The 21,672-nt window shown below is 54.6% G+C and carries 18 protein-coding genes; 12 read left to right on the top strand and 6 right to left on the bottom strand.

Annotated features, from left to right (window positions below; genetic code table 11):
- Positions 1-38: 38 nt before the first annotated feature.
- The 3 genes from L6439_RS20315 to L6439_RS20305 form a co-directional block, all read right to left on the bottom strand.
- The gene (locus L6439_RS20315) at positions 39-857 is read right to left on the bottom strand and encodes a carbohydrate ABC transporter permease (protein WP_168183055.1); all 819 of its coding nucleotides are present in this window, start codon (positions 855-857) and stop codon (positions 39-41) included.
- Entirely contained in the window at positions 857-1,741 is an 885-nt protein-coding gene (locus L6439_RS20310; RefSeq protein ID WP_168183054.1) for a carbohydrate ABC transporter permease, read from the bottom strand. The genes L6439_RS20315 and L6439_RS20310 overlap by 1 nt, the downstream gene beginning before the upstream one ends.
- A gap of 80 nt (positions 1,742-1,821) precedes the next feature.
- Positions 1,822-3,108, bottom strand: coding sequence for an ABC transporter substrate-binding protein (locus tag L6439_RS20305; RefSeq protein ID WP_168183053.1), 1,287 nt, complete (start codon positions 3,106-3,108; stop codon positions 1,822-1,824).
- 503 nt (positions 3,109-3,611) lie between these two features.
- On the opposite strand from L6439_RS20305, the gene L6439_RS20300 reads away from it, so the two are divergent.
- The gene (locus L6439_RS20300) at positions 3,612-4,517 is read left to right on the top strand and encodes an EamA family transporter (RefSeq protein WP_213469121.1); all 906 of its coding nucleotides are present in this window, start codon (positions 3,612-3,614) and stop codon (positions 4,515-4,517) included.
- 1,100 nt (positions 4,518-5,617) lie between these two features.
- Here L6439_RS20300 and L6439_RS20295 read toward each other — a convergent pair.
- Together L6439_RS20295 and L6439_RS20290 are read right to left on the bottom strand one after the other, a co-directional pair.
- Positions 5,618-6,499, bottom strand: a complete 882-nt coding sequence (locus L6439_RS20295) for an IS3 family transposase (RefSeq protein ID WP_237096890.1) — start codon at positions 6,497-6,499, stop codon at positions 5,618-5,620.
- Positions 6,500-6,549: 50 nt separating this feature from the next.
- A complete protein-coding gene (locus tag L6439_RS20290) occupies positions 6,550-6,870 on the bottom strand; it encodes a transposase (RefSeq protein ID WP_237096561.1) in 321 nt (106 codons plus the stop codon).
- A 1,160-nt stretch (positions 6,871-8,030) separates the two neighbouring features.
- On the opposite strand from L6439_RS20290, the gene L6439_RS20285 reads away from it, so the two are divergent.
- A complete protein-coding gene (locus L6439_RS20285) occupies positions 8,031-8,690 on the top strand; it encodes a topoisomerase II (RefSeq protein WP_168182908.1) in 660 nt (219 codons plus the stop codon).
- A gap of 193 nt (positions 8,691-8,883) precedes the next feature.
- On the top strand, positions 8,884-9,402 hold the full coding sequence (locus L6439_RS20280) for a YfjD family protein (protein ID WP_168182909.1): 519 nt from the start codon (positions 8,884-8,886) through the stop codon (positions 9,400-9,402).
- 50 nt (positions 9,403-9,452) lie between these two features.
- Here L6439_RS20280 and L6439_RS20275 read toward each other — a convergent pair whose 3' ends face one another.
- Complete coding sequence (locus L6439_RS20275) at positions 9,453-9,716, bottom strand: metal-sensitive transcriptional regulator (RefSeq protein ID WP_006675029.1); 264 nt, start codon at positions 9,714-9,716, stop codon at positions 9,453-9,455.
- Between the two features lie 192 nt (positions 9,717-9,908).
- Between L6439_RS20275 and L6439_RS20270 the strand changes: the two genes are divergently transcribed.
- The 9 genes from L6439_RS20270 to L6439_RS20230 all read left to right on the top strand — a co-directional run bounded on the left by L6439_RS20270 (position 9,909) and on the right by L6439_RS20230 (position 21,668).
- Positions 9,909-11,519 carry a hypothetical protein gene (locus tag L6439_RS20270; protein WP_213469612.1) on the top strand — a complete coding sequence of 537 codons (1,611 nt, stop codon included), beginning with the start codon at positions 9,909-9,911 and terminating at the stop codon, positions 11,517-11,519.
- Positions 11,520-11,599: 80 nt separating this feature from the next.
- On the top strand, positions 11,600-12,313 hold the full coding sequence (locus tag L6439_RS20265) for a hypothetical protein (RefSeq protein ID WP_213469611.1): 714 nt from the start codon (positions 11,600-11,602) through the stop codon (positions 12,311-12,313).
- A 67-nt stretch (positions 12,314-12,380) separates the two neighbouring features.
- Complete coding sequence (locus L6439_RS20260) at positions 12,381-13,151, top strand: hypothetical protein (RefSeq protein WP_213469610.1); 771 nt, start codon at positions 12,381-12,383, stop codon at positions 13,149-13,151.
- Between the two features lie 129 nt (positions 13,152-13,280).
- Complete coding sequence (locus tag L6439_RS20255) at positions 13,281-14,021, top strand: hypothetical protein (RefSeq protein WP_213469609.1); 741 nt, start codon at positions 13,281-13,283, stop codon at positions 14,019-14,021.
- A 1-nt stretch (position 14,022) separates the two neighbouring features.
- On the top strand, positions 14,023-14,175 hold the full coding sequence (locus tag L6439_RS20250) for a hypothetical protein (protein WP_168182914.1): 153 nt from the start codon (positions 14,023-14,025) through the stop codon (positions 14,173-14,175).
- 124 nt (positions 14,176-14,299) lie between these two features.
- On the top strand, positions 14,300-19,738 hold the full coding sequence (locus tag L6439_RS20245; protein WP_213469608.1) for a phage tail tape measure protein: 5,439 nt from the start codon (positions 14,300-14,302) through the stop codon (positions 19,736-19,738).
- 21 nt (positions 19,739-19,759) lie between these two features.
- Complete coding sequence (locus tag L6439_RS20240; protein ID WP_168182916.1) at positions 19,760-20,356, top strand: distal tail protein Dit; 597 nt, start codon at positions 19,760-19,762, stop codon at positions 20,354-20,356.
- Between the two features lie 23 nt (positions 20,357-20,379).
- The gene (locus L6439_RS20235) at positions 20,380-21,015 is read left to right on the top strand and encodes a hypothetical protein (RefSeq protein ID WP_168182917.1); all 636 of its coding nucleotides are present in this window, start codon (positions 20,380-20,382) and stop codon (positions 21,013-21,015) included.
- 11 nt (positions 21,016-21,026) lie between these two features.
- Positions 21,027-21,668 (top strand): phage tail family protein, encoded by a 642-nt coding sequence (locus L6439_RS20230; protein WP_213469607.1) that lies wholly within the window; start codon positions 21,027-21,029, stop codon positions 21,666-21,668.
- Positions 21,669-21,672 lie beyond the last annotated feature (4 nt).

Raw genomic sequence — 21,672 nt, 5'->3', positions numbered from 1 at the left:
CTTATTGTTGCGGTGCGAATGCGAACCGGTACCTCGGTTTATCCTTTGACGGCGCCGGAAGACAGGCCGTGTATGAACTGCTTCTGCAGCGCCAAGTAGACCAATGTAATCGGCAGCGCTCCCATCAGCGATCCGGCGGCGACCCAACCGATATTGCTGTTGTATTGTCCGAAAAATTTCGCCAACGACACCGTGATGGTTCGCACTTCTGTTTTTTCCAGGAAAAATACCGAGAACTGATAGTCATTCCAAATCGCGACGCCCGCCAAAATAATGACGGTGGCTGTCACCGGCTTCAGCAGCGGCATAATCAGCCGGAAAAACAGCCCGACTCGGCTGGAGCCGTCGATCATGCCCGCCTCATCCAGATCCTTCGGGATGGTGCCAATGAACCCGGTAAATAAAAAGATGGTGATCGGCAGGTTGAATGTCACGTGAATCAAAATAATTCCCCAGTACGTATTCAAGGCATGAATATCGACATAGAAGCGGTACAAGGGGACCAAAATGGCCAGCGGCGGCACAATGAGCACCGAGATGAACAGCATGTACATGAACTTGTTCCATTTCGTCTGATGCCGGGCCAGCGGATAGGCGGCCAGCGAGCCGATCGCGACGACGAGCACGACAGCGATGCCGGTGATCAGGATATTATTGATGAACGCTCTCCCAAGATTCGCTTCATTCCAGGCGTTCACGAAGTTGTCGAGGTAGACATACCCCGGAAAGGCCCATTTGGAAGACAGATCGTCGGCCGCCTTGAAGGAACTGGTCAATAAAATATAAAACGGAATGGTATGGAGCGCAATGACAATCATCGAACCGATGGCGATCAGCCATTTTTTGTATGCCTTCATTATTGCTGCATCTCCTTTCTTCGCAGGAAGTACAGCGCAGACATGCTGATGACGGAGATGATGACGAACATCAGGTTGCCGAGCGAAGCCGCATACCCCGCGTCTTGTCTGGAGAAATACAGGTGATACATCAAGGTGGACAGCGAGGAGGACGCATAGCCCGGTCCGCCGTTCGTCATGGCGATAATGACATCGAACAGCTTCAGTCCGCCGATAAGATTGAGCACGACGTTGATCGTAATCGATGGCGCAAGCAGCGGCAGCGTAATGTTGCGGAACTGCTTGAGCGAGGAGGCGCCGTCGATCTGAGCCGCTTCGTAGTACTCCTTCGAGATCGACTGCAGGCCGGCTAAATAGATCACCATGGCAATCCCCATGTATTGGAATGTATTGACAAACGTAATAATCCATACGTTAATATCCGCATTCGCCAATAAATTGATCGGCTCGTCCCGGAACCATAAAATCATATCGTTCAAGGCGCCTCCGTCATATTGGAACACAAAATACCAAATGTAGCCCATGATGAGCGGGCTGATAATGACCGGTAAATAAACGATGGTCCGGATGAGCCCTTTGGCCCGTATCGAGCGGTTCAAATATAAAGCGTACAGCAGGCCGAGTATATTTTGCAGCACCGTGCTGCCGACGCCGTAAATGATCGTGTTTTTCATGACGTTGACAATCTGCGGATCGGAGAACATGCGGCGATAGTTCTCGAAGCCGATCCAGCGGAAATCTTGGGAGTAGCCGTCCCAGTTCGTAAACGAGATCTGAATTCCCTTCATAAAAGGATAAAAGACAAAGGCGGCAAACAGCGCCAAGGCGGGAATATAAAAGAGATTCAGCACGCTGCCGGACGCCCGTTTTCTGTTCGTATTCATCGTTTCTCACTCCTGACCTCTCATAGAGAGAGGGCTTGCTCGTATGAACAAGGCCCTCTTCTGCTGCGCGAGTCGTCTATCTATCTGTTGCGCAATCGCTCTACTTCCTGCTTCATCACTTCGGAATATTGTTCCGGCGTGATGCGATCCGCCAGAAGCTCCGTGCCCTGCTTGCACAAGACGTCCCACATTCCGCTCGGCAAATACACGCGGTCGAAGTAAGGGAATACGCGTACATCCTTGTACTGCTCATAATAAGGCGAGAATTCGTGCTTCGCATCAACGCCCTTGAGGCCCGGAGGAAGCATGGTGACATTCGCGATTTTGCTCATGTTCTCCGGCTTGGCGAAGAAGGCAAGCAATTTTTTCGCTTCTTCCATATTCTGTGTGTCTTTCCATACGCCCATCGTAAAGCGCTCGCCGCCCGAGAAGCTCGGTTCGTCGCCGGCAACCAGCGCAGGTACAGGCATATAGCCGATCTTCATATCTTGGTTCATTTTGCGCACTTCTTCGGCAAAGCTCGGATTGACCATGACGAAGGCGACTTTGCCTTCCGCGAACTGGCGGGAGGCATCGCTGTATTTTGCCGTAATGACGTCTTTATTGATATAGCCCTTCTTGTGCATCTCCTGGAATTTTTCCGGGAGCGGCGTCCATTTCGTCCAGTCGAAGGTTCCGTTCAGGAGCGCTTCCTTCTCATTCTGCTCCGGGCTGATGAGGAGCGGGGTCGCCATCAGATCGAAGTACTGGCCGATCGTCCAGTCGTCGATGCCGGAGAAGTGGAAAGGCACCGTCTCGCCGTTCGTCTCCTTCACGATCTTCTCGGCCGCCGCCATCAGCTCGTCGAACGTGGACGGCACGGGAATATTCAATCGCTCCAGCAGGTCGGCGTTGTAGGTGAAGCCGTCCTTGGCTTCGCTCAGCACCAGCGCATATACTTTGCCGTCCTTGTCTGTGACGACGTCCTTGATCGTGTCCGTGAGCTGAGGAACCCATGGTTCATCGCGCAGATCGGCCAAGTAATTGCCGTAGCGCACCTGCGCCCAGCCATGCGTATCGAAGATATCCGGCATTTCATTCGCCGCCATTTTGACCTTCAAAATATTATCATGCTCCGAGCCGGGGAATTGCAGGTCGACTTCGATGTCCGGATTTTCTTCTTCAAATGCGGCCACGATGTCTTTGTATGCGCGTTGAACCACCGGATCGTTCACACTGCTGTCGACCGTGATTTTCGTGGATGCCGAGGTGTTCTTTTTGGCCGTTTCGGTGTCGGTTGCCGTATCTCCCGAGCGGCTGGAGCAGCCGGCCAGCAGCATAATGGCCGCCAGGGCGATGGCTGCCCCTTTCATGAATCTGGTTTTCATGTGATTGAGACCTCCTAGTTGTAAGCGTTGCCACCATTCTATCAACTTCTCATTTTGGCCGATACGACCTAATCTACGATGAAAGCGCTCTTTTTTAAACAAGAACCCATATAATGGCATGGATGCGATGCGGTCTGTACCTGCGGTTCGAAGTGGCTAATGATTGCGTTGTCCGCGAATCCGGTTCAACACGGCGGTTGGCGGGCATGCCGCTGCTATTCGGCGAGCAAAGCCTCATGATAGCAGAAGCCGATGGAAGCAAGCTGCCGGATCGGCTCCAAAAGGATTGACATTGTCCGTATTCCTCATTACAATGATCGTGCAGAAACGTTCGGCTCAGCAACCAAACTCAGTCCAATGGATTGAGCGGCGAAATTTTGCGGAGGCGTGCACGGGCTACCGCTTCGTGAGCGCATCTGGTTTCGTTCGCCCCCTGTCAAGCGACAGGGGGTTTTTTGCGTGGATTTACGGTTTTACTCAACCAGAAGGGAGCGTAAAGGGCAATGAAATTATTCCGTTATGCGCTGCTGGTCTTCATCGGCGCATGCAGCTACGGGACATTATCCTCGATTATGAAGCTTGGGATAAGAGAGGGGTATACCGTGCCCCAGATTATCGGGAGCCAGTATTTCTTCGGATGGCTGCTTCTGGCCGCCGCCGCGCTTCTGTTCTCCCGGCGCCGTGTGAGCGGGAAGCAGGTGCTGGCGCTGCTCGTTTGCGGCTTATCGGTGAGCTGCACCTCGATTTCCTACGGGATCGCAGTTGAACAGCTGCCTGCTTCGATCGCCGTCGTATTCTTGTTCCAATTCACATGGATCGGCGTCTTGCTGGAGGCGCTTCTCAACCGGACGTGGCCGGATCGGGCCAAGCTCCTCTCTGTCCTGATTCTGCTCGTTGGCACGGTGCTTGCGGGGGGGCTTGCCGACCACGGCTTGTCCGGGTTAACGGCGAAGGGCGCGATCTTCGGCCTTATCTCCGCCGTATCATTCGCCTTCTATATTATGGTGAACGGGCGTGTCGCGACCGATATGCCCATCTTGAACAAGAGCCTGTCGCTGACCACCGGAGCGGCGGCCAGCCTGTTCCTCGTGTTCCCGCCCGCCTTCCTCGCCGACGGCGCGCTTGCGGCCGGCTTATGGAAATATGGCCTTTTCATGGGGCTGCTGGGCGTGCTCGTTCCCGGCGTCTTTTTCGGTCTTGGCGTGCCGAAGATCGGCCCCGGTCTCGGCACGATTCTGGGAGCGGCCGAGCTGCCCGCCGCCGTCATCATGTCCGTCACCGTGCTGCAGGAGCAGGTGAGCTGGCTCCAATGGGCGGGGATCGCGTTGATCTTCGCGGGCATCTGTCTGCCGCAGTTGGCGTATGTGCGGCAGGAGCGGCATCGGCACGCCGGGGCGCGGGCGCTGTAGCTTGCCGGCCCGGACAATGCGGCCGCTGGGGAAGGCGCGAGCGCTGGAGAATTTGCAGCCAGCGACGGAGAATCCGGAGCCGGCGTGGGACAGGCCGGGAGCGCGGGCTCCCGGTTTTTTGTGCGCATGGCGGAACGGATGCGCTTGGCTGCGCCGTTTGAGGGCCCGGCTTGATGGGGTGACGGGCGAGAGCAGGCGGTGATGACGGTACACCGGCTTGACTTGATGAAGGGAACGTGTCTGGAAGCAGCTTCCGTGCGCCGCGCGATCATGCAAGTGTTTAGAGTAAGGGATCGTGGATCATGAGGTAGCTTGCTTGGTACGCCGGAAGATGGATGGTGGGTCTTGAGGTAGCTTTGGTGAGCCGAATGATGGATGGTGGGTCTTGAGGTAGCTGGTAAGCCGGAAGATGGATGCTGGATCTTAAGGTAGCTTTGGTGAGCCGAATGATGGATGGTGGGTCTTGAGGTAGCTGGTAAGCCGGAAGATGGATGGTGGATCTTAAGGTAGCTTTGGTGAGCCGAATGATGGATGGTGGGTCTTGAGGTAGCTTGGTACGCCGGAAGATGGATGGTGGATCTTAAGGTAGCTTTGGTGAGCCGAATGATGGATGGTGGGTCTTGAGGTAGCTGGTAAGCCGGAAGATGGATGGTGGATCTTAAGGTAGCTTTGGTGAGCCGAATGATGGATGGTGGGTCTTGAGGTAGCTTGGTACGCCGGAAGATGGATGGTGGATCTTAAGGTAGCTTTGGTGAGCCGAATGATGGATGGTGGGTCTTGAGGTAGCTGATTGATAATGCACGGGCCTTGTAGGGCTTCGGGATACCCAAGAAAGTGTTCTAACTAGCTTCGGTGCGCTCAAAGCTGGTGAATAAACGGTGAGATGTGATCTCGGAGGCAGATTGGAGGGGGACCGATAACTCATTCGGTATGCGTCTCTATAATGCTTCTGTAAAAGTGAATCCTGCAATTTTACAGTATTTTATTGCTTAAATGGAGATATAGTGAAAAGTTGCTGTAAAAACGGCTAGGCCCCCTATATCTGGAGTCATGTCCACCAAAAAAGATGCGTTCTTAGAATTGCTTCCTATTTCGCGTGGTTACACGGCCCGATGATATTTTGATCGGTCCTCCAGCGTCATGACCCACTTTGAGTATTCCGATGGTGACATGCTCTTTAGGCTACCATGCATTCTGCGGTTGTTGTAGAAATCCATGTAACGATCAAGTGCTTCATAGGCCTCTTCAAATGTCATAAATTCCGTCAGGCTGAACAGATCACGTTCGAGTAAGCTATGAAATGACTCAATGTAGGCGTTCATATTCGGACTGCGTGGCGGGATGCGTTCATGGACGATCTCCAGACTCTCGCACGTATCACCAAACAACTTGCTGACAAACTGAGGCCCGTTGTCGGTGCGGACGGTGGGCAACTCATCGCCGGGATTCAGGCGTTCTTGTAGCGCCCGGCATAGTGTCTGTACGACGTGCTTGGCCTCACACACGGAACCCCGGTATTGTCCGACGACGACGCGGTCAAATACATCGATGATACTGAGCACGAAAAAGAAACGCTGGCGACCAATCACGTACCCATATTTAATATCAATTTGCCATAGCTGGTTCACCCCGGTTACCGTCCGGTTTCTCGGTACTCTTCGAGGATGTTTGCTTGTTTTCTTCCGTTGTTTCTGAAGAATTCCTAACTCTTTGCAAATGCGGTACGCCTTTTTCTTGTTTAGAATCAATCCACGTTGTTTGCGGAGGCACAGCGCCAAATTCTTATACCCATAAATGTGCTCTTCTCCTTCCAGGAGTTCGAGCATCCATTCTTTAATCTGTTCATCTGAAACTTTCCGGCCCGTGTTCGTAGAGGAAAATCCAGGCACAGGACGCCCTTTTAGAGCGCATGAAGCCTGTTCTTCGGTACTGGATGCCTCTCGTTTCTTCCGGCCATAGTACGTCGATTCGCGAACTTTCAGGATACGCAGAACTTTAGCTGCTGCATGCCCCCGCTTAATAAACGGTTCTGCTATTTCAAGTCTTTCAGATAAGCGGGGTTCTTCTTTTTTACGACTTCTCGCAGGATCTCGATCTCAAGCTCTTTTTCACCCAGGAGCTTTTTTGCCTGCTCGAACTTTGCCTCTACCTCTTGAAGTCGACGGAGTTCTTGCAGATGCTCGTCTGCTGCGGGTATCTCCTCTTGGCTAATTTCGTCACGGTGGTCTCTAACCCAAACACGTACCGTCTCCGGATGGACACCGTACATTCGGGCAAGTGTTCCCACCTTAATGCCGGCCATTGCTTCCTTTATGATTTGCAGGCGTTTTTCCTTGCTAAAGTGCTTTCCCATACTAGTTGTCCCCCTCTGATAACAGCTTATAATATTGGAGCCGGAAGCTCCAGTTTAATTAGGGGGCCTAGGAGAAAATACAGGAAATATACTGCTTTGATGTAATTATAGAGGTATTTAGGAGAAAATGATGTATTTTTGCAGGATTTTTTTTCCGGGGCACGGGGCTGAGGTAAAAATCCTTCATTTTTCAGGCTGTTGGAACCCCCCTGTTTTTTGTGAAGGGGTGGAGATGGTCCATTTCCCTCATCCAAACTTTGGCTCTTAGAGCGTTTTAAATCGATTTTCTCTACCGGGAGAAGAGATCGATCACAAGTAAAAAGCCCCATAGACTACTCAATGGCCTGATTTTACGGGATCCAAGCGACCGCGTCGGATGCTGGGGGCATCATCGCATTATCCGGCCTGCTGGAAGCATTATCGGCCTGCTGGAAGCATCGTTGCCTCCTGGGGCTTGGACGTGCGGAGGAAATTGCTGCTATTTTACAGGAATTTCGGCTTAATGAGTCTACATCCCGAGGAATTGCTGCAAATCTACATCATTTTAGGCCCTTTTGCTTCAAGCCGAAGCGAAACGGGGAAAATTCCTGTAATTTTGCAGGATTCCCTTTCTGGAATCGTCGTCCCTATCGAATTGCTGTATTTATGCAGGATTTCGCTTACTGAATAGGAGCGTCTGGAGAAATCGTGGAATTTTGCGGATTTCGACTGCCGGATGGGCGTGTCTAGGGAAATGGTGCAGTTTTCAGAATGGTGGAAATATCCATTTCCCTACTCAAAACTTCTTTCTCAACAGCCTGATTTTTGCAGCATTGTTCTGCGGCTGAGGCGGGTCCAGGGTGAACAGGGGAAGCTGTCCCCTCGGCAGAGTGCCCGCCTGGCTGTGTCAGCCCCAGCGCTGCGGCCCAGCCCGCCTGGCGGGAACGGCCTCTGCGGGTCGCATCCCGCTACGGCCGAGCGGAGCGGGCAGCCCGCACAGCCGCGTTCTCGCTTGGCGGCTGTAACGCCTACCCGCCTCTCGCCGCGGGAGCGGGCACTTCCGGCAGCGCAGGAAAATAAGGGTGACTATACAGGGAGAATGGTCCATAATAGAGAAATATGCGTATTCATTCTAATTCTTTAAATTTTCAAATATTATGAGATGAAAAGAGGAATGCGACTTGTCAGTCAACCCTTCTATGCGCATCGTATGCAGCGGCGGACATGTGTTTATGGGGCGGACCCGCACTTTTTTTATGATCATTCTTATCTGGGCCAGGGGGAATGAGATGTCCTTCGGCAGCCTGGCCGGCTGGGGAGCGGGGGAGCCGCTGGAGTTGACCGTCATCCCGGATCGGTCGGTCACCGTGCGCGAAGTCTATGGTTTTCAGGCCGTGCCCGGGACCAAGCAGGTGACGGTGCCTTTGGGAGCATGGGAAGCGGACGGGTTCCGGCTGGTCGTGCTGAAATGCGAAAAGGAAGAAAGCGGGGATTCATCCGGAATGCAGCTGGCCGCCCATTGCGAGCTCCATGTCCCCGCTGGCGGCATGGTGTTGGAGCGGCAGGGAGTCTATCTGAATGTGGATGAACTGCCGCGGGTAGACGCGGAGGCGGAGCAGCTTGCCGCGAGAAGGGAGCAGTGGTTCCGGGCCCTTCCGGAAATCAACTTCATTCTGGAGCCGCTGCGCGAAGGCAATCCGGCCAGCGCCTATTGGACCATTCAGCGGCAGTTGGACGAGATCGTGCTGGAGGCAGTGCAGGCCCATGACGAGCTGCGGGATCTATATTTGGAGATGTACGAGCATATTAGCCAGGTGGTAGAAGCATCGCAACATCCCTAAGAAATACGCTTTAATTCCAGGCGCAGCTAGCTGAAACGTTAACAAAAATGTAACACAAAAAGGCTGCGGCGGAGCCGGTTCGGGCTTGCCGGACGAGGGTAAAAGGAGATAACATAGGCGATACAAAGAGCAAGCATGAATGCGGGCCACGCAATTCCAACTTATCGTTCACAGGGGCAAGGGTGATAAGCGGATGGAATATGTATGTTACCGGCGGCGGGTGGCCGCGGCGAAGCTGTTGTTATCGATGCTGGGCCTGGCCGGGGCGGCCGGGTTAATCTATGGGGCTCTGTTCGGCTCTGTCTCCTTGTCCGTACGGATCGCCGCCTGGGCTGCCGCTCTTACCGGAACCCTATTTTTCGGCAGCAATCTGGTTCTCTCGTTCCTGGCGCTCGTCCGGCCGCGCAATGTTCTGTTCCGTTATGACGAGTCCGCCGTCTGGAGTCACGGCGATCGGCCTGTGCCATGGGCGCAGGTGAAGGAGATTACCGCCGAAGGCGCGCGCGTCGGCATCTTGTTCAAGCCGGAATTCGCGAAGTTCCTGCTGCGGCTGGAGGATGGTTCGCGGATCGAGATTCGCACCTATAATGCGATGACCGAACGGGAGATGAAGGAATGGGCGCGTCGCATGCGGGAACGGAAGCAAGCCCATGATACGGCCGCGAGAAGCGATAGCCTCCGGCCAGACCCGACCCCGGTTCAATGCACGTAAAGCGATTCGGCGCAAGAAGAAAGGGAGCGGCACGGATGCCCTCCCTTTCGTTATCTGCTCTTGACCAGCAGTTCTACCGCTTCCTTCACGATCTTCCCCGTGTCTCCGCCGGAAGCCTGCTCCTCAAGCAGGCAGTGCTGCAGATTATCCGCCACGATCTGAGCCAACGCCTTGTCCGACGCGTTCCGCACTGCCGACAGCTGGCTTACGACCTCCTTGCACGGTTTTCCTTCTTCCATCAGGCGCAGCACGCCGCGCACTTGTCCTTCAATCCGCTTCAGCCGTTTTTTTACGTCATCCGAGTAATGATTCATACGAATTCCCTCCTTTCTGGTCACACACATACGCGTATAGGTATAGTATACCCGAAATCCGACAAAAAGCGTTATAAGGTTATTATAAATAACATTAAATATTTCTGTTAAATAATAATAACAAATCTATCGTTCCCGTTTAAGTTCGATCCCGAAAAGAGCCTTACGATAGAAAGAAAGGGGTTGAGAGCGATGGAACGACGGAATTTGAAATGGTTGCTGGAAGAATATCGCCGCGGCAACAAGGCGGTGATCAATGGAATTGTATCCGAACACGATCGCGTTATCCGCTTCGGACTGGAGGATGTGCAGCAGGCGCTGCAAGCGATTAGGCGGCAATTCGCCGCCATGGAACGCGATGAGATCGATATCCGCTTTATGGAATATTTGCTGCTGTTCCTGGAAAAGCAGTCCAGACGGCCTGCAGCCAGCGAGGAGGGGCAGCCGGAACAATTCCAATGCTGGATGGAGGCCCAATTCCGCAAGCATGAACCTAGCCTTCGCCAAGAGCGGGATCTCGCGCTCATCCTGGCCGAATATCAGGCGGGAAGCAGGGAGTCGGCGCTGAAGCGGATTTTTGCCCAGACCGTCATTCACCAAAAACAAGGAGTGCAGGTCCGGCTGGACATCAAGCATAGCGTAGTGCGCAGCATGTACCATTCGATTCAACGAAAATATATCAACTATTTCGGAGCCGATGAGATCAAAGGGTATTTCGTAGAATGCGTGATCGAGTTTCTGCAAAATGACAGGAACCTGCTGTTTACGGAATCCCAGCTGCGTGCCCGCCTCTATCATCATGTGAAGTATTCCTTGGAGCGATTCACGGAGAAGAGCTTCGGCAAGATCCTTCCGGGCAATGAGCAGGAGCCGGATCGCCGGGAGCGGAGCTTCGAGGATGGCGCCGCGGCGGGGAAAGGCAAGGATATGGAAGACAAGGCGTACTCTCCTTACGATACGCATGCTTTCGCAAGATTTCAGCAAATCCGGGGAGAGAGCAGCTTCGCCAAATTTTTGCGGGAAATCGAGATTGAGGCGCTGCTGACGGAGAAACAGCTGCGGGTGTACCCTTACATTTTGATCAAAAACAATATTGAGTACAAGCCTGCGGCTGCGGATCGGGGCCGGAGCTTCGAGCGGCAGGACAAGCTGCCGTACAAGCAAATCGCGGCGGAACTCCAAAGCGTCTACCAATGGCGCATCTCGGAGGCGATGGTGCGCAAATACGAGCTGGCGATTAAAGAAACGATTCGCAAGGCGTACCTGAAATGGAAGGAATACCGCTTCGTGAAGCGAGTTCCTTTGCCGCAAAAAATCAATGAATATATGATCGTATACCACAGCATCGGCGAGGAGACGAAAGCGTACCCGCTGCTGTTCCAGATCTTCGTCAACTGGTTGAAGGATAATCTGGACGACGATGACGAGGAAATTGACTTTTTCAAGCGGGATTACAGCTTCGATGATTCTCCTTATGAGTGGGTCGTCGAAAATTGGTTGAACCAGCGGTACGGTTCGTTGAACCGGCTGCTGCAGCAGAAGCTGGCGACATACTGGGAGCAGGTGGCCGAGATCGTGCACCATGACGCCCCGCTCTCGATTCTGACCGCGCAGCAGAAAAAGCGAATCATGGAGCGGGTCGGTACGATTTTCCGGCAGTATCTCAAGGAGAACCAGCATCATGTCAATCAGTTGATCAAATATTCCTGCTTATATAAAAAGGATGCACAAAAAACGGGCAAAACAGGTTCGAATTCGGACACTAGCTATAGTACAGGGGATCATCGCCGGACCTTGGCTTGACAAGGCAACCGGACAGGAGCGGCCGCTCCCCCGACCATTCCCCGAAGCATGGGGCTAGAGAGGAGTGCAGATATGACACGATGACGGAACGGCTGCGTTGTTTTCTCGGGAAGCCGATTGCGGCCGGCAAGGTGAACGTCTATTCGCCCACGGTCGATCAGATCGGCGAAATAGGCGAGCCGCTGTACAATTTGTATCTTTTGCTGGCGACCTTCGACAAGGAGGAGGTTGTGAAGCGGCTGTTCTCGGTAGACGATGACGATTGGGCGCAGCTTGAAGCGGAGGATGATTTCCAGTTGATCTGCTCGATACCGGCGCTTCATTACCGTCTTTGCGAGGCGCTGCGTTTTTTTACGAAAAACGAGTTCGCCTATGATAAGGACGATCAAGCCTTCGTGAGCGACGCGGCGGTGATCGATCGTCATAATTACCGGGACGTCGCTCGCGCCGTGAAGCTGGTGAACGGCATTGCGGCCGCGGTGACGGCGCCGGTCCGCTTCAAGAACGAGAAGGCGAAAGAGCTGTACGGCAAGCTGCAGCACTTCAAGGCGAAGTACGCCCGGGATAACGACAATACGCTTCATTTGAAGGATATTTTGTCCATCCTCTGCCATGCGGAGGGCAACGGCATCCATATTTTTAATGTGGGTCAACTGACGATTTATCAGGTGTATGAGCATTTTGAGCGCTTGAATGTGCGCGAGCGCCATACTCGCTTGCTGAAGGTATGGGCGAATGGATATTTGGGGCGCGATGAATCGCTGCCGGAATGGATGACAAGAAGCAAATTGTAAAAGCAAATTGTAAATCAGAACAAGCATGAAAGAAGCACGGGCTTCAACGACGAGGAGGAAACGATTTATGGAACAAGGACGTTACGGATCTAGAGCGATTTTGAACACGCAGGTTATCGACTATGCGACCAATGAACCGATTATGTATATGGATTATGCCACATCGGCCACCAATGAATGGACGTCGGAGACGGTCTATGCCCGCGGCGGCAACGGCAACCCGAAGCGCATCGCGTGGAACGGGGAAAAGGGAGCGACGCTGACCATCGAGACGCAAATCTTCACGATGGAGCATCTCGCGCTCCTGGCGGGAGAAGAGATTGTGACTGGTCCGCAGACCATATATAAGCGGGAAGTGCTTACCGTTCAGGAGGATGGCGCAGGCGGCAAAAAAGTAAAGCTGGGCAAAGCTCCGCAGGGCGGCAGCACGGCCGTGTCCGTATTCGCCTTCACCAATGGCGTCAAAGGGGCGGCGCAAGAAGTGAAAACCGTTACCGGCAGCGAAATCGCTCTGTCGGACAAAGCGACCGTAGCGGCAGGGGAGGAGGTCGAAGTCTACTACCAATTCCAGTCGGCTTCCGCGAACAAGCTCTCCTTCACGGCCAAGGGCTTCCCGAAATACGTGAAGATTGTGGGCGACACGCTCTATGCGGATGAAGCGGCGGGCGAGATGGTGCCGATGCAGATGACGTATTACAAGGCGAAGCTGCAGCCGAACTTCACCTTGGCGATGAGCCCGACAGGCGATCCGAGCTCGCTTACGCTGACCTTCGACATTTTCCCGGTGAAGGTAAATGGAACGGATACGTTGGCGGACATGATCATTTACGAGGAATAATCGATTGTACTTTTCGGGGGAGTGGCGGCACTCCCCTTTTTCATTGGAGAATGCTTGGATTGAGAAACTCTGGCCGGAGTCAGAGTTTTTGATATCAATTATTCTGCCAGCGACAAGGAGAGAAGCGATATGAGCGCGATGAAAAATTTAGCAGTCAAGCAAGTAAAAAAAGAGATGAAGGACCGGTACAAGGAGAAGAAGCGGGTTGAATTCGGGGAAAATCGGAAGCTGGACATCGATGTGCGGTTCCGTCCATCTGTTAAAAGCGACGTGAAGAAGGAGCTTATCCGCGTTTTGACGGAGGCGCTGGAGCAGAATAAGCCGCTGGATGCCGGCATGCTGCTTGGGCTGCAGACGATGCTTGCGATCAAGCATTTCACGTCGATCGTAACGGATGCCGCGACCCTCGACGATTATATGGAGATGCTGCATGCGCTGCATGACGGCGGCTATACGGAGCGTATCCTGGAAGCCTTCGACCGGGAGGAACTGGCTGCGCTGTACGGCGAGTTGAATGACGCGCTGCAGTTGTTCAACCGGGCGATGGAAGCGGAGCTGGCCAAGGCGAAGGGAGCGGACGCCGCAGACGAGGCGGGCAAGCCAGTCAAGGCAGTGAAGGCAGCCGGCAAGGCAGGTAAGGTCGATAAGACAGATAAGACCGATAAGACAGATAAGACCGATAAGACGGATAAGGCAGCCTATAGAGCGGGCAGGGAAGAGAAGGCGGGCAAGCGCAGCAAGTCACGCAGCGCAGACCAGGAAGGCAAGGAGGCCGCGGCAAGCACGGGAGACTCGGAGCCGGCAGCGGCATCCCCGTTAACGCGATCCTCCTCCCGGGCATCGGCGCGCGGAGCAAAGGGGGAGAATTAAGATGGCCAAGTATGAATTATCGGATCATATGGTGAAAAATTTGCTGCAGTTTTTGAACCGGACGCCAGTAGAGGGCTTCGCCGAGCAGGATGCGATGTATGAGATTCGGTATGTGCTGGCGAAGCCGCTTGAGGAAGACGAGCCGAAGGAATAGAACGGAAGGGAATCGAGCATGAAGCGGGACAAGACGGAGAGTACATCTCCGGGAAGGAAAAGGTGCGCAAAAGAGCGGGGAGAACCGCTCTTTTTGGCATGGACAGAAAGGAGTGGGGAAGAGAGTGAATGATGTAACATTGCGGCTGTCGGCGTCGCTCGATATGAGGAGCTCGACCAAGGCGATTAACCAAGCGATTCGGGCGCTCGAAAAGAGCCCGTCGCTCCAAACGCTTCAACTGCGAGCCGCCATCGATCCCGCCATGCTTCGATCGCTCAAGGAGTGCAGCACGGCTATCGTGAAGCAGAACGAGTCGGTCAAGGAGGCGATCGACAGCTATAAAAAGCTGGGCAAGCAGATCGAGGAGGCCAATCAAAAAGCGGCCAAGGGCAAGGGCGGGTCTGGTGAACCGGCTGCCGCTCAGCCTGAATCGGGGGCATCAGATCAGAAAAGCTTCGGCAGCTATTTGAAGGATGCGAAACAATCTGTGCTTCAGAATGTAGCGAAACAACTGGTCAATGCCCCGATCGAAGGGGCACGGCAGGCGGTGCAGACGGTTATCGAGATCGATTCCAAAATGGCCGCTCTTCGGCGGGAAATGGACGCGGATACTAACTTCGACCGCATGCTGGACCGTTCCGTCACGCTGGCCGGCGAATTGGGCCGATCATTGAACGATGTTCTCGATACGATGCACGGCCTGTCCCGTTCGGGCTGGAATGAACAGCAGGTTATGGCGCTGGCGGAGACGGTGCAATTGGCCCGGAATATTTCGGGTCTAAGCGGAGATGAAGCGATCGTAGCGCTTACCGCCGCCATGTCCGCTTTCCAGATCGAGGCGGGCCGAAGCATGACGATCCTCGATTCGCTCAAGGCGGTCGATCAAGCCTACGCCGTCTCGACGCGGGATTTGGCGCTCTCCTTGACCGAAGCCGGCGCAGCGGCGCGATCCTATGGCGTCAGCATGGAAGAGCTGATCGGACATACTGCCGCTATCGGCAGCATCACGCAGGAATCGGGCGCTGTTATCGGAAGCAGCCTGGAAGCGATATATGAGAGCATCATGAAGGCCGATACCTCGGCCGCCGCGCTGCAGGAGGCGGGGGTGTCGCTGCAGGATACGTCGGGGACGTTAAAATCGGCTTCGAGCATTGCGGAGGAGCTGGCCGGCAAATGGAATCAGCTCTCGGAAGGGACGCAGCGCTATATCGCGCAGACGATCGCCGGCAAGGATCATATGCAGCGCTTTATGGCCTTGATGGCGAATTACCCCGTGGCGCTGGATGCGGCGAACGCGGCGCTTTATTCCGAAGGCGCGGCGATGAGGGACAATGAGGCGCATATGCAGTCGCTCGAGGCCCGGCTCGCGAATATGCGGACTGCGTGGCAGGAGCTCGCCCTCACGATGGGCGAGGCTTTCATCAGCGATTCGCTTATTGCGTTGATCAGCGCCGCGACAGCATTGGGACAGACGTTCGTCTGGCTCGCGGAGCGAATCGGTACGCTGCCGCTACTGTTCGGGACGATGGCGGCAACGGTAAAAGTGGTCCGTACGGCGATTGCCTCCTTCATCGGGAGCATCTCCCAGACAGCGGCCGGTCTTCTTGGTATTGCTCCGGCTTCGGCTACGGCAGCTACCGGACTGAGAGGACTGGCTGCTGCAACGAAAATGTTGGGCAGAGCCATTAAAAGCTTGGTGGTCAGTACAGGTATAGGAGCACTAGTTGCCCTGATCTCTTGGGGCGTATCCGAGCTGATCGGGCTATTCGGCGATGCGGGAGAGGGCGCGGAGAATGTCGCCCAGTCGTTTGAGCGTGTAAAGGAATCCGTCGCGCAAGCCAGTTATCTTAAGACACTAGCTGCGGAATATGAGGAATTGACGGCGCTCGAGGAGAAATCGATTCAGGCGAAGATACGTCTTGCTCAGATTGAGGATACGCTTCGGTCCCAATTCGGCATCAGCGTAAAGTCGTTGGATGAGCATGCCGATGCGCAAAAGGAGAACAACGAGCTGATTAAACAGCGAATCGCCTTGCTTCAGGAACAGATTCAGAGCGAGCGGGAAAATGCGCAGTTGGAATACGAAAGTCAGAAGTCGAAAATCGATCGCAAAATCGATGAAACCTCTGCGAAAAGGGACAGGGCGGAAGAGGAACTTGATAAAAAGTGGAAAAAGTATGAAGAGTTCCTTGCAAAATATAAGGGCAAGGACAATGAAAATGTCTATTATTCGTTCGAAGAGTTCCCGGAGTTCGATCTTGATCCAAATGCCTCGGACAAAATTTATACGGTCAAGGAGTTAAGAGAAAAGCTTGCTGGAGAAGTGAAAAAAGCGAAAGAAAAATGGGAAGAATCCAACACCGAATTTACGGAAGCGGTCAGTACGGCAGAGAACGCGATCAAAGGACGGCTCCAGTCCTATGTCGACGCCTTCGAATCCAAAGGAGAGGAACTGAATGAGCATACCCGCTTCTTGACTGATGTGCTGGCCTCCTGGGCCGCCACCAATCGGGTGGAGATTAGCGAGAGTGACTTCGCTGCGATCTTTCAAGCCTTCCAGAAGGGCGACATTCAGCAGGTCGAAGACGTTGTCGACTTATTCGCCAAGCTGCCCGGGAACATCCAAATTACCGGAAGCTCATTGAAAGATTTGGAGCAGCGATTCAACCAGATGAAGTTCGGCGCCGGCGGCGCGGCGGACGGGCTGGACGGCCTGGCTTCTTCTTTGCAGAAAGGCAAGCAGGAAAGCGACGAGCTTCGCAACCGGATCAAGAGCACGCAGGACGAGCTGAAATCGTTCAATCAGATTTTGGCCGATCTGGAGGCGGGCCAATCGATGTCTACCGAGGCGATGCTGGATCTGATGGCCCAATATCCGGAGCTGCAAAAGCATATCAGCAAGGCGGCCGACGGCTGGAGGCTGGAGAAAGAGGGCATTCAAGAATTACGGGAAGAAAAGCTGAAGAAGGCGAAGGAAGACCTGGAGAACGAAAAACGTTCGACGCTGGCGGCTTATTTCCAATCGAAGGCCCGGATTCGCATCTACGGCGTCGAGATGGGCAGCATTAAGGATCTCGCCGATGCCAAAAAGACAATCGGAGAAATCGAGAAGAACCGGGAGACGACGAAGCAGTTAGCGAACGTTGTCACAAGTATTGTTCCTGGCGCGAAGGTCCTCCTGGATCCGGTTCAACGGTTCCAAGACAATCAGTTGGATGAAGTGAAACAGAAAATCCAAGATACTGAAGAGTACTACAAAAAATATGAAGCCATGCTCGATGACGCCTACTACGGAGTCAGCCGCAAAGGAACTTCCTCCTCTTCTTCCGGCAAGAAGGATTCCTACCAGCCGAGCTTGCGGTTCAACCCATTCGAGGAAGCGATTCAGCGGGTCAATGCGTCCCTGGAGAAAAATCAGCAGCAAATGGAAGAGGCGATGGCGTCCGGGCGCCAGTACGACAAACTGCTGGAGAAGCGGATCGGTCTGTACAATGACATGGGGGAGGCCCTGCGGAAGCTGCGGCAATCGCAGTCATCGCGCCGCTCGGAGCTGGCATCCCTGCTCGGATCTGCCGGGCTGGTCAAGAATGGCGAAGTCGTCGGGGATGTCCGCGCTCGGCTCGAGTCGATAAGCAAGCGCGGGAGCAAGACGGGCTATTCGGCAGCGGACTATGAGAAGTTCGTCGAAGAATATATGGAGCTGACCCGCAATATCGGCGACACCGACCTCAAAATCGATCAGAACGTCATCCAACTGGCCGATGCCTATAAGCGCCGCTTCGAGAGCCGGCAGCAGCCGAGCGAGAAGAAGAGGGAGAAGCTGAGGCATCAACTGGCGCTGCTTGGCGATATCAATACGGCCGAAGAGAAGCGGCTTGCCGCGCAGAACGCGGCCGAGAACATGAACGCGCTGGTGACGGAGGGCAAGCGCATCCGCGGAGAGATCGACGATACGGAGCAGCTTATCCGGAACAGCAAGACGCCGCCGGAGCAGAGACGGGCCGCCACGATCTATCTGGAATGGCTGCGGGACAATGATCGGAGCAAGCAAGAGGAGATCGTGGCCGAAGCCGAGCATGCCGGTCAACAGCAAGCCGAAGCCTTGATTGCCGGGTACAAGGAGCGAATCGGCGAGCTCGAATTCGAGAAAAGTCTGCTTGGCAGCCTGGACACCGAAGAGAAACAGCGCAGAGCCAAAGAAATCGACGATCAGATCATCTCCATTTACGAAGAGTCGGGCCGGACCATCGAATCCCAGATAGCCGAATTGACGCGCAAGGCAGCTGCCGCCGACTCAGTGGCCGAGAAGCGCCGCGCCGAGTCGAAGCGGCAAGCGCTGCAAGAATACCAGCGCACCGTGCTGAAGCAAATCGCGGATAATCAGGCAGCGGAACAAAAAGCAAGGCTCGATAACGCGAACAAGCTGATCGACAACCTGAAAAAAGTGCTGCAGCGGGAAAAAGAACTGCGCACCCAGGCAATCGAGGAAGAGATTCGGACGGAGAACAAGCGCCACGACGCGAAGATGAAGCATCTGGATGCGGAGCTCAAGAAGACCGAGGATTATATCAATGCCCAACTCAAGGGGCTGGACCGCGCCAATGCGGAGGAGGATTACGATACACAGCTCCGCAAGCTGATGAAGGAGCGGCAGGATATCCAGGATCGGCTCAACGTTCTGGCCTTGGACGATTCCTTCGAAGCGAAAGCGAAGAAGAAGCAGCTTCAGGAGCAGCTCGAGTCCAAAGACGAGGAGATCGACAAGTTCAAGCTGGATCGGGAACGGGAGCTGCGGAAACAGGCCCTCTCCGATCAGTTGGAAGACCGGCGCAAAATCATCGAGAACGAAAAAGAGCTCGAAGATAATCAGCATAACGATAAGATAGCCAAGCTGGACATCGAGAAGAGCAAAATCGAGCAGCATTATAAGGGAATTTTGGAGGATGAAAAGTACTTCTATGGCATAAAGCAGCAGTTGCTCAGCAATGACAAGAACGTCGTGTTCACGGCGCTGGACGAAATCAAAGTCAAGTACGGCGTGTTCTTCGAGGAACTGGCCAAGGCTAGCGAACGGCTTGGCCAGACGATCGCCGACAACATCAAGTATGGCTTCAAGCAGGATTATGACGAGCTGGAGCAGTACGGGAAGAGCTTAATTCCGTCGATTTCAGGTACGGTCAAACAGCCGGGAACGTCCTCGGGAACCATGCTTCCGGGCGCAGCTGACCAGATCAAAAACAAAAAACTCTTCTCCGCCGAATCCGGCGGCATGACTCCGGCGTGGGGCGGCAAGCAGGGCAAATTCCTGCTCGCCCATGAAAAAGAGCTGATCCTGAACAAAGCCGATTCGTTCAATCTGCTGAAGGTGGTCGATATTACCAGAAACATTATCGATTCCATCAAAAGGCCGTTCGCTTCCGTTCCCGCGCTTCAGCCTGCCCTGGCGGGAGCGCCGACCCAGAACTTCCACATTTCCATTACGGGGAACTTCGCGCAGAAGGACGGGGAAGATATCGCCAAATCGCTCGATACGGCGCTCCGGGCCCGGGGACATCGATTATAGGAAAGGCAGGTGAATGGCAACATGACGATTAGAGACGCGGATTATTTCGTCTATGCCGGGGTATCCAGCATCGATTTCGGCATCCGGAACGTCAATATCAGCTCCGGCATGCTGGAGGAGAGCTTCGCGGCCCCGCGTTCAATTCGCGAGGTCAGCATCGCGGGACGGGATAGGCCCTATTTTCAAAACATCGCCAAAGAACCGCTGCGCTTCCAGGTCTCATGCGCATTCGAAGAAACATGGAACTCGGACCGGATTCGCGAAGCGGCGCGTTGGCTGACCGAGCAGAGCTATTACCGGGAGCTCGTCTTCTCTTCCGATCCGGAGCGGGTCTTCTACGCGCTGGTCATCGACGAGCCGATGCTGATCCATAACGGATTAGCCGAAGGGTATATCAACGTGACCTTTAAATGCGATTCTCCGTATTCTTACTCCCCGGTCTATTACTCTCCGCGGTATGAATGGAAGGAGACCGTAGCGGAGATTGCGGAGCGGGACTTCGCGAAGGGAAGCCGGGAAGCGCTGATTCTCGGTCCGCAGGGAGAGCTGCGGCTCGATTCGCGCAGGCCGCGCTGGAGCGATTACGCCCCGGGGACGAGATGGTCCGACATCGGGTGAAGGAAAGGAGAGAGGAGTATACGATGGCAAAAATAACGGAAAAACTAGCGCTGCATATTCCAGACTATGCGGATGAGATTTACGAGACGATCGAGCAGCTCGGCCAGAACTTCGCCAAGCTGGATGAGGCCTCGCCGAACTACGCCACGGCCCCGCCGGTGGCGGGAACGTGGCAGCAGCGGGACATCGTCTGGAATGCGGAGCCGGCGATCGGGGCTTATGCCGGCTGGGTGAATACGCGGACCGGCCGCACGGCTCCTTCCTGGACGGAGCTCACCTCTTACAAGACAGGGGATTATGTCGTCCCGCAGACGGATAACGCCCATGTCTATGTGTGCATTCAAGCCGGACATTCCGGCGCGCTGGAGCCGGTCTTTCCGACCGCGTCCGGCCAGGAAGTGCAGGACACGCGGGGAGCGCGGCGCTGGCAGCGCTCGAAGCGGTACGAGAAGCACGATATCGTATTTCCGGCGGTCGATAACGGCCGTTTTTATGTCTGCATCACGGCGGGCGAATCCGGGGGAACCGAACCGGAATGGGCGTTGACGGACGGAACGAGCATCTATGACGGGGCCGCCGTATGGCTCGGCTATCGCATCGCCAAGTGGAAGGAGAGCGGCATCTCCGCTCTGTTCCGTCCCTTCGGGAAGATCGAATAGAGGTGGATGGGATGGCAAATTGGCTTGCATTATCGAATTTGCTCGGGGTGTACACCTCGGAGCCGCTGTCGATTGCGCTCGATGGAGACGGCGCCCTAACGAAGCTGGCCTGGGAATGCGATGTTCCGCCCTCCTGCCGGGCTGCGGTCCAGACCTCGCTTTCCCCGGATCAGGGACGGACCTGGAGCGATTGGAAAACGTGCGTGAACGGCGGCGGCATTCCGGATATCGAAGCCGGGACGCCCCTACGCGAAGCGATGCTGCGGTACCGGCTTATCCTGCAGTCCGGGCGCCATGGCGTCACTCCTGCCTTCCAGTCCATCTCCTTCCGGCTGGAACCGGTTGTCGTGTTCGACAATAAGGGAGATGTGAACTGTTCCCCGGAAATCTGGATTACGAAGGAAGGCAGCGGCGAGTTCGCGATCGTGAACACGTCGCGGGGAGACGCCGCTTTTCGCTTCGAGCAGTTGCTGGATGAGGAAACGGTGTATGTGAACAATGATCGGCAGCATATCGAGACCAGTCTGGTGAACACGTACCGCTACACCGAGTTCAACGACGGGTATCTGTCGCTGCCGCCCGGAAGGAATGTGTTGAAGGTGCGCGGGAACGCCGCGTTCCAGTTCCGCTATCAATTCCGGAGAATTCAATAAAGGA

This window comes from Paenibacillus dendritiformis (genome assembly GCF_021654795.1).
GTDB lineage: Bacteria > Bacillota > Bacilli > Paenibacillales > Paenibacillaceae > Paenibacillus_B.
Note: the sequence above shows the minus strand (reverse complement) of the source record. Positions and strands in the feature narration are given on the sequence as shown.